General features: G+C 71.2%; 10 protein-coding genes and 1 pseudogene. 7 read left to right on the forward strand and 4 right to left on the reverse strand.

Features of this window, described 5'->3' with window-relative positions; all coding sequences use genetic code 11:
* Positions 1–9 precede the first annotated feature (9 nt).
* The 4 genes and pseudogenes from FDO69_RS26370 to FDO69_RS26385 form a co-directional block, all read right to left on the reverse strand.
* Positions 10–237, reverse strand: a pseudogene (locus tag FDO69_RS26370) (sodium:solute symporter); the annotation flags it as partial.
* Positions 238–300: 63 nt separating this feature from the next.
* A complete protein-coding gene (locus FDO69_RS26375; protein WP_138430182.1) occupies positions 301–936 on the reverse strand; it encodes an acetoacetate decarboxylase family protein in 636 nt (211 codons plus the stop codon).
* Between the two features lie 108 nt (positions 937–1,044).
* Positions 1,045–2,928, reverse strand: coding sequence for an ATP-binding cassette domain-containing protein (locus FDO69_RS26380; protein ID WP_104782353.1), 1,884 nt, complete (start codon positions 2,926–2,928; stop codon positions 1,045–1,047).
* A 246-nt stretch (positions 2,929–3,174) separates the two neighbouring features.
* Positions 3,175–3,576 carry a hypothetical protein gene (locus FDO69_RS26385; RefSeq protein ID WP_104782354.1) on the reverse strand — a complete coding sequence of 134 codons (402 nt, stop codon included), beginning with the start codon at positions 3,574–3,576 and terminating at the stop codon, positions 3,175–3,177.
* 100 nt (positions 3,577–3,676) lie between these two features.
* On the opposite strand from FDO69_RS26385, the gene sigJ reads away from it, so the two are divergent.
* From sigJ to FDO69_RS26420, 7 genes are all read left to right on the forward strand, one after another.
* Complete coding sequence (gene sigJ / locus FDO69_RS26390) at positions 3,677–4,636, forward strand: RNA polymerase sigma factor SigJ (protein ID WP_104782355.1); 960 nt, start codon at positions 3,677–3,679, stop codon at positions 4,634–4,636.
* 391 nt (positions 4,637–5,027) lie between these two features.
* Complete coding sequence (locus FDO69_RS26395; protein ID WP_104782356.1) at positions 5,028–6,137, forward strand: LacI family DNA-binding transcriptional regulator; 1,110 nt, start codon at positions 5,028–5,030, stop codon at positions 6,135–6,137.
* Positions 6,138–6,450: 313 nt separating this feature from the next.
* Positions 6,451–7,839, forward strand: a complete 1,389-nt coding sequence (locus FDO69_RS26400) for an ABC transporter substrate-binding protein (protein WP_104782357.1) — start codon at positions 6,451–6,453, stop codon at positions 7,837–7,839.
* Between the two features lies 1 nt (position 7,840).
* A complete protein-coding gene (locus tag FDO69_RS26405; RefSeq protein ID WP_104782358.1) occupies positions 7,841–8,758 on the forward strand; it encodes a carbohydrate ABC transporter permease in 918 nt (305 codons plus the stop codon).
* A gap of 2 nt (positions 8,759–8,760) precedes the next feature.
* Positions 8,761–9,693 carry a carbohydrate ABC transporter permease gene (locus FDO69_RS26410; RefSeq protein ID WP_420878547.1) on the forward strand — a complete coding sequence of 311 codons (933 nt, stop codon included), beginning with the start codon at positions 8,761–8,763 and terminating at the stop codon, positions 9,691–9,693.
* A 48-nt stretch (positions 9,694–9,741) separates the two neighbouring features.
* Positions 9,742–11,910, forward strand: coding sequence for a beta-galactosidase (locus FDO69_RS26415; protein ID WP_104782360.1), 2,169 nt, complete (start codon positions 9,742–9,744; stop codon positions 11,908–11,910).
* Entirely contained in the window at positions 11,907–13,772 is a 1,866-nt protein-coding gene (locus FDO69_RS26420; protein ID WP_104782361.1) for an RICIN domain-containing protein, read from the forward strand. Before FDO69_RS26415 ends, FDO69_RS26420 begins: the two co-directional genes overlap by 4 nt.
* Positions 13,773–13,792: the final 20 nt, after the last annotated feature.

The following is a 13,792-nucleotide window of genomic DNA, read 5'->3' on the forward strand; positions in this document are numbered from 1 at the left end:
GTCTGGGTCTCACTGCTGGTTCGCTCCCGTCTCCGGACGCCGCCCGACGGTCAGGCGCGACGGCAGGTCGGTCAGGTCGGCGCCGCGCGGGACGCCGACACGTTCGAGTACGGCGGTGCCGGCCATCGCGACGATCAGGTTGAGCACGAGCGCGGCGAGGCCGGCGTAGATCTCCAGCGGCCCGGAACCGAGGCCCACGATGGAGGAGAACCCCTCGCGCACGACCAGGAAGGTCCCCGGCCGAGCCCGGGCGACCGCACCCCGAGCCGTCCCGGACCACCGGGTGAGACCCGGCGCGGCTCAACTGCCCACGACGCTGCGGAAGTCGCGCAGCGCGAGGGACAACAGCGGCCGATGCCGGCCGAGGGCGGACAGGGGATCTTCGGCCCCCGTCATGACGCGGCCGCGGCCGAGGGCGGGCCGTCCGCTGATCCGCATGGGGACGCGGCACTCCTCACCGTCGGACAACTGCTGGAACAGGTGGGCACGGGCCGGCAGTCGGCAGGGCAGCCGCAGCACATCGCGGTACGTCAGGCGGACGGTCGGAGTCCCGGGAACGGTCAGCTCGCCCCGGGCGCTCCGGCCCTCCGCGTGGAGTGTGATCGCGCCCCGCTCTTTCGGGATGCCCCACAAGGCGCGTCCCCCGGCGAGGGACCGTTCGTCGTCGACCCAGGCGGCCACGGTGCTGGCGGCGAGGCGGCGTCCGTGGCGCACGACCAGGGCGATGAGGAACTCGCGGTAGGTGAGGACGCCCCCGGGCCGGTAGTCCACCCAGAAGGTGACCAGGGTGGCGCGGCGCCGCACGATCCATGGGCGGGCCCCGGACGGCAGGGACCAGGGCGGCAGCTCGCCCACGGGGACGCGCCACAGCGAGACGATCATGTCGCCGGTCAGGTGCCACGGCGAGGGGGGAAAGGGGACGGCTGGTCGTTCCACGGCGTGATGACCGACTTCCTCGCTTCGGACTCGTACGCCCGATTGTTCCACTCGACACGGCGGGGGCGGGCCCGCGGCGCGACGCCACGGGCCCGCCCCCGGTCGCTGTCAGCGGTCGTCGGCCAGCGCGACGAGTTCGGCGAACAGGCCGCCGGCGTGGACGAGCTCGTCGTACGTCCCCTGCTCGACGACCCGGCCCTTGTCCATGACGAGGACGCGGTCGGCGAGACGGGTGTTCGCCAGTTGGTGGGTGACGACGATCGTCATGCGTTCGGCGGCGATCCTCTTGATCTCCAGGAAGATCGCGTGTTCGCCGCGGGCGTCCATCTGGGATGTCGGCTCGTCCAGGATCAGCAGCGGCGTCCGGCGGTACAGGGCGCGTGCGCACACCAGCCGCTGCCACTGCCCGCCGGAGAGTTCGGCGCCGCCCCACAGCTCCTTGGCGAGCAGTGTGTCGAGTTGCCGGGGCAGCTTCTCGATGGCCTCACGCATGCCCACGGCGTCGACGACATCCCACACGGGAGTGTCGTCGAAGCTCTTCGGCTGCCCGAGGGTGATGTTCTCGCGGGCGCGCAGCGGCCAGCAGGCGAAGTTCTGCGGTACGAGCGCGGTCCGTTTCCACACCGCGTCGGGATCGGCGTGCGCCAGGTCGACGCCGTCCCACAGCACGCGTCCCTTGTCGGCGAGGAGGATACCGGTGATGAGCTTGGCGAGGGTGGACTTGCCCGAGCCGTTCTCGCCGACGATCGCCAGGATCTCGCCCCGGCGCAGGGCGAGCGACACCCCCGCCACGGCAGGCTCCTCCTTGCCCGGGTATCGGTACACGACCTCGTCGAGACGGATCTCCTCGACGCGCTCCGGGATGGTCAGCTCACCGCGCCGCGGGGCGCGTTCGGCGGCCATGTCGAGGAAGGCCCGCATGTCGGCCAGGTAGAGCGAGGTGTGGAACATCGCGGCGCCGTGGATGACGAACTGGCCGAGCGCGGCGAGCGTGGTCTGCACGGCGACGACGGCCGTGGCGGCGACGGGCAGGGCGACCCGGCCGTCGGCGGCCAGCCATGCGAGGGTGGCCCAGGTGCACAGCAGGAACACTCCCCCGAGGGCGCTGGTGGTCAGCACGATGCGCAGCAGGCGCGGGGCGGCGGTGAGAGTGCGCTGGTCGATGCGGTCGGACAGGGACCGGTACCAGAAGACGAGATAGCCGGTCATGCCGTTGGCGCGGACCTCGTCGCCGAATCGGGAGTACGTGGCCCACCAGCGCATCATGGAGCGCACGTTGCGGTCGCCGACGTTGAGGTAGTGGGTCTCGTAGTCGACGCGGGCGGACAGGACGGCCCCGGCGCCGGCCGGGAGGACGGCCAGGAGCAGCAGGGGCAGCATCAGCGGGTGCAGTGCGGTGATGACTCCGCTCGCGGCGATCATGCGGATCAGCGCCGACAGGAACCGCTGGGCGTCCTGGACCATCATCCGGGTGCGGGTGACCCCGACTTCGGCGGCTTCCTGCCGGTCGGCGAAGCCGTCCTCGCCGTACGCGGCGGTCTCCACCCGGCACACGGCGGCGACCAGGGCGATGTCGGCCTCGGTCGTCAGCAGCGGAGTGATCCGGCCGTCGGCGTAGGAGGAGAGGGCACTGGTGATCCGGCCGGCGGCCGCGGCCGCCGTCACCACGATCAGGGCCGGCAGCGCGCCGTGCAGGCGTTCGGGAACGGTGCCGCTGCCGAGGACGTGCGTCATGGCCTGCGCGGTGAACGCGAGGACGACGGCCGCCGCGATGCCGGTGAGGAGCTGGCATGCGAGGAGCAACACGACGCCGGTCCTGTCGACGGCCCACGCCATCCGCGCGGTGTGTGCGAGTACGGACGGCAGGCGGCGGCACATGGCTCCGAAACCGGCGTCTGCCAGCGGGTTCTTGCCGTACTTCCCGCCGAACTCGAGGGTCGCGGGCGGGGGAGGAGGCGGGGTGTTCTCGTCAGCGGTCGAGGCATGGGTCACTGTCACCTGGGGCCCTCCTGGAGGTCCGTGCCGCGCCCGGACGGCTCGGCGGTGCACGGCCTAACGACATGACCCCTGATTCGAACGCGCTCGATTCCGGACGCGCCGAGTCCCTTGCCGCACAAGGGGTCGACGGGAGCGGCTCGTTGTTGGGGCCGCTCCCGTCGGCCCGGGGTTGGCCGAATCGCGGAGGCTTGAAACGCATGAGGCGCATGGGTTTCGGAGCCGCGGGACGGACCGCTCGGCCTACTTCGCTCCGGTCGGTCCCGTGCCGGATCTCACCGCCGGGGCCAGCGCCAGCACGCTCAGGCCGAACATCAGCACGCCCAGGGGGAGATGGACCGACGGGACGTGCGCGATGCCGAGCACGACCTGGAGCGAGGCGAGCGCGAGGAAACCCGAGGCGTACCAGATCGGGCGGGGCGAGCCGCCGCCCGGCTTCCACGCCAGCACCGCCGCGAGCACGTACACCATCGACGCCCCGTACATCACACGCGCCCCGACGCTGTGCAGCATCTCCCCGTAGGACGAGGTCAGCAGCAATCCGGCGGACACCGCCTGGAGGAAGATCGTCAGGGTCTGCAGGGCGATCGCGATCTGCAGGAACGCGGTGCCACGCCGTGCCGCCGCTGTCACTTGAGTGGCCATGTCACAGTCCTCTCTTCCGCCCTCGGGCAGGAGATCGATAAGGTCTCGACAGCCCGACGACGCGGGAGCGCGAAAGGTAAGGCGAGGGGGACGCCGACTTATGGCAAGGGCCGGGGCCGGCACGGACGAGATAGCCGGCGAGCAACGCCAACTGATCAATGTCGCCTACCGGTTGCTCGGCTCGGTCACCGAGGCCGAGGACGCCGTGCAGGACGCCTACGCACGCTGGTACGCGCTGCCGCGAAGCCGACGGGAGGAGATCATCTCCCCCGGCGCCTGGCTGACGACGGTGACCAGCCGCATCTGCCTGGACGTGCTCGGCTCCGCGCGGGCCCGCCGTGAACGCTATGTCGGCGCGTGGCTGCCCGAGCCGCTGCCGGACCGCACCGAGTGGGGCCCCGCGGACGGCTCCGGCCCCACCGGCGCCGCGGATCCCGCGGACCAGATCGTCCTGGACGAGTCGGTGACCGTGGCCTTCCTCGTCGTCCTGGAGTCGATGACGCCCGCCGAGCGGGTGGCGTTCGTCCTGCACGACGTCTTCCGCTACCCGTTCGCCGAGATCGCCGACGTTCTCGGCCGCACTCCCGCGGCATGCAAGCAACTTGCCGCCTCCGCCCGGCGGCGGGTGAGCGCCGCCCGTTCCCAGGAGAGGGCGACCGGCCAGGCCGACGTGGTGCGGCACGTCAAGGAAGCATGGGAGAGCAAGGACATCGCCGCCCTGGTCCGTATCCTCGACCCGGCCGCCGTGATGACCGCCGACGGCGGCGGCATGGCCGGCGCCGCGCGGCGCCCGGTCGAGGGCGGCACGCGCATCGCGCAGTACATGGTCGCCATCGCCGACAAGGCGCCCGGACTCGAACTCCTGGAGCGGTCGGTCAACGGCAGGCCGGGTTTGGTGGCCCAGCGGGCCGGCGTCGTCATGACCGTGGCCTCGTTCGACGTCTCCGCAGGGCGCGTCACCGGAATCTGGGCCGTCCGCAACCCTGAGAAGCTACGGCCTTGGCGGCGGGGCGGCCAGATCCAAGAGGGTGGAACATCGGTGACGCCGGACCTGAGCTGAGACGCCGGCGGTCGGGCAGCCCGCCGCGCCGTGCGCCCGGTGATGGTCTGCGCCGAATGCTCCGGCCCCCGATCGTTGTCGAGCGCTCGATCGTGCTGCTGAGCTCGCGAGCCCGGCGTCCCTGAGCCTCAAGCCGGTCGCCTGAGCCCGCCGACCTGCCAGGACGCCTCCCTCTGCCCTCGCCGGGCACCCGGCCGTCCCGGTCCGGACCGGCGGGCGAAGTGCCCGAGAGCCCAAGCCCGGAAGAGGCCGACTTCGCGCGAAGTCTTGACGCGGCGCGCGCGACTGCGTAGATATGTCTGCGCAGTCATGACAGCGCAGTCGCCCGGCGGCACCGGCGGGCGACCGAGGCCGTCCACACGATCCGATCCACCGCACACCGGGAGACGCCATGACGCGAGCAAGAGGGCGGGACGGCGGTCCCGCCGCGCCGCGAGGCGTCGACGTGGCCCGAGCCGCGGGTGTTTCCCAGAAGACGGTGTCACGGGTCCTCAACGGCGAGCGATACGTCTCGGTGGACGTGCGCCGCCGCGTCCTGGAGGCGGCCGACCGGCTCGGCTACCGGCTGAACACCGCGGCACGGGCCCTCGCCTCGGGGCGCTCCCGGACCATCGGCGTGGTGGCGCTGGGGACCGCCCTGTACGGCCCTGCCTCGCTGCTCCTCGGTGTAGAGCGGGCGGCGCGGGACGCCGGATACGCGTTGAGCGTGGTCAACACCCTCGAAGGCGACCAGGGCGGTGTCGGTGGCGCCGTGCAGTCACTCCTGGAGCGGGGCGTGGACGGCATCGTCGTGTCGGAGCCCATCGACGAGGACGCCGATCCGCTCGCGTCGGAGGTTCCGGTGCTCGTCCTCGGGGCGCCGGCCGGCACCCGCACGGGGGAGCGGACCATCGCCGCGGGGGTCGACTCCGAGGCGCTGGCCAGGGCCGCCACCGAACACCTGCTGGACCTGGGACACCCGACGGTCCATCATCTCGCGGGCCCCGAGCGGTGGTTCGCCGCCCGGGACCGGCTGGCGGGCTGGCGGCAGGCGCTCGCGGCGCGTGGCCGTGAGCAGCCCCCGGTCGCCGAGGGCGACTGGTCCGCCGCGTCCGGGTACGCGGCAGGACGCCGGCTGGCCGCCAGGAACGACCTCACGGCGGTGTTCGCCGCCAATGACGACATGGCCGTCGGCCTGATCAGCGCCCTGACCGACGCCGGGCTGCGGGTGCCCCAGGACGTCAGCGTGGTCGGCTTCGACGACATCCCGCTCGCCGCCTACGTCCGCCCGCCGCTGACGACGGTGCGCCAGCCGTTCGACGCGGTGGCCGACGAGGGGCTGCGGCTGCTCGTCCACGCCATCGAGAACCCGCAGGCGGAGCTGCCGACGGCGCAGGGGCAACCCGTCGAGCTCGTCGTCCGTTCCTCCACCGCGCCGCCACCGGCCCGGGCGGACTCGGGTCCGCTACGACATACCGTGCGGCCCCTGGCCGGCGAGGTCCACGCCCCTCCGGCCGCCTGACGGGACGTCACGCCCCCGTCCTCGCACGCGGGGAGCACGAGGGCACCACGACGTGACCGGACATCCGCCAGCACCGTCCCGGTCCCGCACTTTTCACCCGTACCAGCCCCACCACCGGCGGTCGTCCGACCGGTCCAGGGCCCGGCCCACTCCGGGCCACCCACCTCGCCCCACCTCGCAGGACCCGTTTCCCGGCTCGGCCACCCCGACGTCCGCGGTCACCGGTTCACACGCTTCGTACACCTCGCTTTCCCCGGGCATGCCGCTGCCGGCCTCTGCCTTCCCTCTTCCTTCGCCTCGGCGGGAGTCCAGCATGTCCAGAACCTCCATCCCCTCGCCCGCACTGAGCCGCCGGGTCTTCCTCACCGCCACCGGAGCGGTGTCTCTCGGCGCGGCCCTGTCCGCCTGCGGCAGCGGTGACAACTCGGGCGGCTCGTCCGCCGCGGCCAAGCCGGTCAGTCAGTCCGACATCGACAAGGCCATGCGGACGCCGACCGAGCTGACGTTCTGGAGCTGGGTCCCGAACCTTCAGAAGGAGGTCGCCCTCTTCGAGGCGAAGTACCCCGCGATCAAGGTCAAGGTGGTCAACGCCGGTCAGGGGATCAGGCACTACACCAAGCTGCGCACCGCGCTCAAGGCCGGCAGCGGAGCCCCGGACCTGGCGCAGATCGAGTACCAGGCGATCCCGACGTTCACGATCACCGACAGCCTGCTGGACCTGGGCCCGCACGGCGCCTCGGCCCTCAAGGGGAAGTTCGTCGACTGGACGTGGGGGCAGGTCAGCGGCCCGAAGGGGGAGGTCTGGGCGATACCGCAGGACACCGGCCCGATGGGCATGCTGTACCGCAAGGACATCTTCGACCGGCACGGCATCCAGGTTCCCAAGACCTGGGACGACTTCGCCGCCGCGGCCCGCAAGCTGCACAAGGCCGACCCGGACGTCTACCTGACCAACTTCGCGGCCAACGAACCCGCCGCCTGGCACGGCCTGTTGTGGCAGGCGGGTGCCGGCCCCTACGGCGTCTCCGGCAAGAGCGACCTCTCCATCAGCGTCGACGACGCGGTCTCCAAGAAGCTCGGCACGTACTGGGGCGGGCTCGCCAAGGATGGCGTCATCAGCACCGACCCCGACTTCACCGACGGCTGGTACGCGGGATTCAACAAGGGCAAGTACGCCACCTGGCTCACCGCGGCCTGGGGGCCGGCCTTCCTGTCCGGCTCGGCCAAGTCCACCGCCGGCAAGTGGCGCGCGGCCCCACTGCCCCAGTGGGACGCGTCCAAGCCGGCCTCCGGCAACTGGGGCGGCTCGACCACGGCCGTCCTGCGATCCACCAAGAACGCCATCGCCGCCGCGCAGTTCGCCCAGTTCCTCAACAGCGACCCCGCCAGCGCGAAGCTCTTCGCCACCCAGCAGTCCTTCTTCCCGGCCACCAAGGCCCTGCTCACCGACCCCTCCTTCACCGGCGACGCCGCCCCCTTCTACGGCGGTCAGAAGGTCAACGAGCTCTTCGCCGCCATCGGCGACACGGTCGACCCCGCCTTCCAGTGGCCGCCCTTCTACGACCAGGCGGCGACCGACTGGATCGAGACCGTCGGCAAGTCCCTCGCCGACAAGACCGACACGGGCGCCGCGCTCGGCGCGTGGCAGACGCGCCTGACCACATATGCCAAGAAGCAGGGCTTCACCGTCAAGGGAACGTGACATGACCGCCGCCACCGCACCCCCCGCCCCCGGCCGGAAGGGAGCCGGCCCGCGTCGCCGCAGCGTCGCCGGCCCCCTGTTCGTCGCCCCGTTCCTCATCCTCTTCCTGCTGCTCTTCCTCACCCCGCTCGGCTACGCCGCCTACCTGAGCCTCTTCCAGGAACGCCTCGTCGGCGGAACGGTGTTCGTCGGTCTGGACAACTACGTCACCGCCCTGACCGACCCCCTGCTCCTGAGCGGTGTCGGCCGCGTGGCCCTGTTCTTCCTCATCCAGGTCCCGCTGATGCTGGCGCTCGCGCTGGGGTTCGCCCTCGCCCTGGACAGCGGACTGCTGCGGCTGGCGCGAGTGATCCGGCTGGGCATCTTCGTGCCGTACGCCGTCCCGAGCGTCGTCGCGGCCCTCATGTGGGGCTATCTGTACGGGCCGGACTTCGGCCCGTTCGCCCAGCTGAGCCGCGAAATCGGCATCCCGGCACCGAACTTCCTCAGCGACGGATGGATGCTCAGCAGCCTCGCCAACGTCGTCACCTGGGAGTTCGTCGGCTACAACATGATCATCCTGTATGCCGCCCTGCGTACCATCCCGCACGAGCTGTACGAGGCGGCCGCGATGGACGGCGCCGGCCCCTGGCGCATCGCGAGGTCGATCAAGCTCCCCGCACTGAAACCCGCCCTGTTGCTGACCCTGCTGTTCTCCGTGATCGGCAGCTTCCAGCTCTTCAACGAGCCGAACCTGCTGATGAAGATCGCGCCCGACGTCATCAGCAGCTCCTACACCGCCAATCTCTACGCCTACTCCCTCGCCTTCACCGGCCAGCAGGTCAACTACGCGGCCACGGTCTCCTTCCTCCTCGGCCTGGTCATCGTCATCGCCTCCTACGGCGTCCTGCTCACGGCGAACCGCAGGAGGACCCCGTGACCATGACCACTCCCGCGGACACCACCGCCGCTCGCCGAACCGAGCGGAAGCACACTCCGGCGCCGCCACCGCGTCGCCGGTCCAGGTCCCGCCGCAGCACCCCGCTGACGATCGCCATGCTGGCGGCGCTCGCCTACTTCCTGCTGCCGCTGCTGTGGCTGCTCGTCGCCTCCACCAAGAACACCCAGGACCTGTTCGACAGCTTCGGCCTGTGGTTCTCGCACGCACCACAGCTGCTGACCAACGTCCGGGCCACCTTCGCCCAGGACGGCGGCGTCTTCGCGCACTGGCTGCTCAACACCGCCCTCTACGCGGGGGTCAGCGCGGTCGGCGCGGCCCTGCTGGCGGCCGCCGCCGGGTACGGATTCGCCAAGTTCCGCTTCCGTGGGGACCGTCTGGCCTTCAACCTGGTCCTCGGCGCCATCATGGTCCCGGCCACCGCCCTGGCGATCCCGACCTACCTGCTCTTCGCCAACGTCGGCCTGGTCAACACCCCGTGGGCCGTCATCCTCCCCTCCCTCGTCAACCCCTTCGGCCTGTATCTGATGCGCGTCTACGCCGCCGACGCCGTCCCGGACAGCCTCCTGGAAGCGGCCCGCATCGACGGGGCCGGCGAGGCGCGGATCTTCTTCGGGATCGTGCTGCGCCTGCTGGCCCCCGGCCTGGTGACCGTCCTGCTCTTCACCCTCGTGGCGACCTGGAACAACTACTTCCTGCCGCTGATCATGCTCAACAACCCGAACCTGTACCCCATCACGGTCGGGCTGTCCTCCTGGGCGGAGCAGGCACAGAACGGTGGCGCGGGCGCCAGCAGCGACATGCTCCCCCTCGTCGTGACCGGTTCCCTGATCTCGATCGTGCCGCTCGTCGCGGCCTTCCTGCTGCTCCAGCGCTACTGGCAGAGCGGCCTGGCCGCAGGCAGCGTCAAGCAGTAGGGCGCGCGCAGTCCCCATACCCCCTTCTTGTTCACGGAGGTTCCTCCCATGGCGGATCTGCCCGCCCGCGTTCTGTTCGGTGCCGCGTACTACCACGAGTACACGCCCTCCTACGACCCCGTCCTGCGGCCCGAGGAACGGCTGAAGACCGATCTCGACCTGATGGCCGAGGCGCACTTCAGCGTCATCCGGGTGGGGGAGTCGGTCTGGTCGACCTGGGAACCGGAGAACGGCCGCTTCGACCTCGACTGGCTGCAGCCGGTTCTCGACGGCGCCCACGAACGCGGCATCTCCGTCATCCTCGGCACACCCACCTACGCGGTGCCGCCGTGGCTGGCCCGGCAGTACCCCGAGATCACGGGGGAGCGGCGCACCGGTGAGCGCATCGGCTGGGGCGCTCGCCAGGAGGCCGACTTCACCCACCCGGCCTTCCGCTTCTTCGCCGAGCGCGTCATCCGCAAGATCGTCGCCCGGTACGCGGACCACCCGGCCGTCATCGGCTGGCAGGTGGACAACGAGCCGGGTCTGCACCTCTTCCACAACCACGGCGTCTTCCAGCGCTTCACCGACCATCTGCGGGAGAAGTACGGGGACGTCGAGACCCTCAACCGGGAGTGGGGCCTGGTCTACTGGTCCCACCGCCTGTCCACCTGGGCCGACCTGTGGACCCCGGACGGCAACGAACAGCCCCAGTACGACGTCGCCTGGCGGGAGTTCCAGGCCCGCCAGGTCACCGAGTTCATCGGCTGGCAGGCGGACATCGTGCGTGAGTACGCCCTCGCCGGCCAGTTCGTCACCACCTGCATCTCCTACACCCGGCAGGGCGTCGCGGACGACGAGCTGTCCGCACGGCTCGACGTCGCCTCCGGCAACCCGTACTACGACATGCAGGACGGTCTGCTGCTGCCCGACCCCACGCCCGACGAGCACGAGCAGATCTGGAAGACCACCGGCGTCTGGTCGATGTACCAGACCGCGGACTGGATGTTCTCCTCCCGACAGGAGCCCTTCCTGGTCACCGAGACCAACGCCAACTCCATCGGCTTCTGCTGGGACAACCGGCCCGGCTATGACGGGCAGTGGCGCCAGGCCGCCTGGGCGCACGTGGCGCGCGGCGCGCGGATGATCGAGTACTGGCAGTGGCAGACGCTGCGCTTCGGCGCCGAGACGTACTGGGGCGGAGTCCTGCCGCACACCGGGCAGCCCGGCCGGACGTACGCCGAGATCGCCCGGCTGGGCGCCGAGTTCGACCGGGCCGGCTCGCTCGTCGTGGACCTCGAACCGGACGCCGACATCACCGTCGTCTACTCCACGCCCAGTAAGTGGCTGATGCAGAAGTACCCGCCGCTGGCGAACGCCGCCGGCGAACCGGACCCGGCCGCCTATCACCGCATCCTCGACCCCTTCTACCGCGGTGCCTTCGAGGCCGACCGCCAGGTCCGCATCGTGCACGCCCGCCAGCTGCACGACCCTCGCGGCGAGAACGCGGGCCCGACCGCCGAGGAGGCCGTGCTCCGCCACCCGGTCCTGGTCGTCCCGGCGCTCTACATCGCCCCCGACGAGCTGCTCGACTGGCTCGCCGCCTACGCCCACGCGGGCGGCCACCTGGTCCTCGGCCCCCGCACGGGCTACGCCGATCACGAGGCCCGGGCCCGGCACGAGGCGGCACCCGGACGTCTCACCGAGGCCGCGGGGGTGGCGTACGACGAGTTCAGCAACCTCACGCGTGCCGTCCCGGTGCGGGCGGCGGCCGGTAGCCCCCTGGAGGTGCCGGAGGAGGCCACGGCGACCCACTGGGTGGACGGCCTGACCGTCACCGACGCCGACGTCCTCGGCGAGTACGACCACCCGCACTTCGGACGCTGGCCCGCGCTCACCACCCGCCGCCACGGAGCCGGCCGCGTCACCCACGTCGGCACGGTCCCGGGCCGTGGTCTCGCCCGGGCGCTCGCCACCTGGCTCGCGCCGCAGCCGCGCAGCGGCTGGCGCGACCTCCCCGCGTCCGTCACCGTCACCACCGGCACGGCCGCCGACGGCCGCCGCGTCCACGTCGTCCACAACTGGAGCTTCGAGCCGGCCCGGGTGGGAGCACCGGTGGAGTTGACCGACGTGCTGGACGGCGGGGCGCTCCCGGCCGGCACGTCCGTCTCACTCGGCGCGTGGGACGTGCGCGTCTTCGTCGCAGCAACCGATGAGAAGGAGGCACACCACCGATGAATCGAGCCGCACCGTGGTCGTCCCCGAGAGGGACCACCAGAACGACCAGGACGGTCAGAGCCCTGGGGACCTTCGCCGCGGCCTCCGCGCTGCTGGCGATACCCGCCGGGAGCGCGCAGGCGTACAACCCGACGGGCGGGGTCCTGTATCAGCTCGGCAGCGAGCCGTGCCTGAAGGGTCGGGGCAACTGCGCGGTCTACCCGAAGACGGCCCAGCTGCCCGGCGGGCGCCTGGTCGCCTCGTTCGAGAAGTCCACCGTGGTGCCCACGTCGGGAAGCGCTGACGGCCAGACCCTGCCCGTCTACAAGAGCGACGACCACGGCACGAGCTGGCAGCCGCTGTCCGAGGTCAAGGCACCCGCCTACCTCTCGAAGGACCCCAAGTACGCCAAGTACACGAGCAACTGGACGAACCCCTACCTCTACGTGCTTCCGCAGAACGTCGGAAAGCTGAAGTCGGGCACCCTGCTCCTGGCGAGCGTCGTGTCGGGTGACGACGCCTACTACACGGAGCGCAAGGCCGCCGATCCGAGCTGGACGCCGAGTAACGACGGCGACCGCAGTGACCTGGCGATCGCCCTGTACTCCAGCACCGACCAGGGCAAGACCTGGAAGGTCCTCAACATCGTCGCGACGGGCGGCCGGCAGGGCGGCAGCGCGGGTGCCATCGGCCGGAACGTCGCCGACGCGAACAAGACCAAGCAGGTCGATCCCCTCTGGGAGCCGTACCTGATGGTCTACAAGGGCAAGCTGGTCTGCTACTACTCCGACGAGAACGACTACCTCGGCTTCGACCCGAAGACCGGCGCTCCGAAGCCGGACCCGGCGAACGGCACCGCCACGGACTCGCACGGGCAGATCCTCGCGCACCGCACGTGGGACGGCAGCGCCACGAAGTGGGGCGACGCCGTCGTCGACCTCGCCGGATCGGTCCAGGACATGGGAGGCGGCAAGACGGAGATCGGCGGCGGCCGGCCGGGCATGACCAACGTCGTCCGCACGACCGACGGCACATGGATGCTCACGTTCGAGTACTGGGGCGGCGGGGCCAACACCAGGTACGTGATCGCCGACGACCCGCTGACGTTCTTCCGCGGTTCCCGGACCGGCATGTCCGTCGCCTCACTGCCCGTCACCGCCGGTTCCCGTCCGCTCGCGAGCGGCGGCAGCCCGGTCATCGTCCGGCTCCCGGACGGGCGCCTGGTCTACAACGCGGCGAACAGCGGCAACGTCTGGGTCAACGACAGCGGACGCAGCGACGGCGTGTGGACGGAGTACCAGACGACCTCGCAGCCCGGCTACAGCCGCAACCTCCAGTACGTCGACGGCACCGGCCGCGTCGCGATCCTCAACAACCAGGGGACGTCCACGATCGCCTACGCCGAGGTCGACCTCGGCGACTCGGACGGTGCCTACTACCGGCTGGTGAACCGCAGGACCGGCCAGGTGATCGGCACCGGCAACAGGACCAACGACGCGAACATCGGCAACGGGAACGTCCCCGACGTGGTCCTGGAGGACGCCGGCGCGGCGGCGGACCAGGACACCCAGTACTGGCACGTGGTGACCGAGCCGAAGGGCGGTACGACGCTGCTCAACAAGTCGGGCGGACGCGCGGCGGCCATCTGGACGGGCAGCGCCACGGCCGGCCAGCGAATCGGCCAGTGGGTCGACGACAGCCCCACGGGCAGCTGGAACCTCGTCAAGAACGCCGACGGTTCCTACAAGCTCCAGTCGGTCGAGAACACCGGTCTGTACCTCACCGGCGCGACCGCGGGCGGGCCGCTGACCCTCCAGAGCGCGGCCGACGACGGTTCGCAGGACTGGCGGCTCGTCCGGGACACCCGGCGCAGCGGCTCGTGATGCCTGCCCACGCGGGTCGT

This window comes from Streptomyces tibetensis (genome assembly GCF_007655005.1).
Lineage (GTDB): Bacteria > Actinomycetota > Actinomycetes > Streptomycetales > Streptomycetaceae > Streptomyces > Streptomyces tibetensis.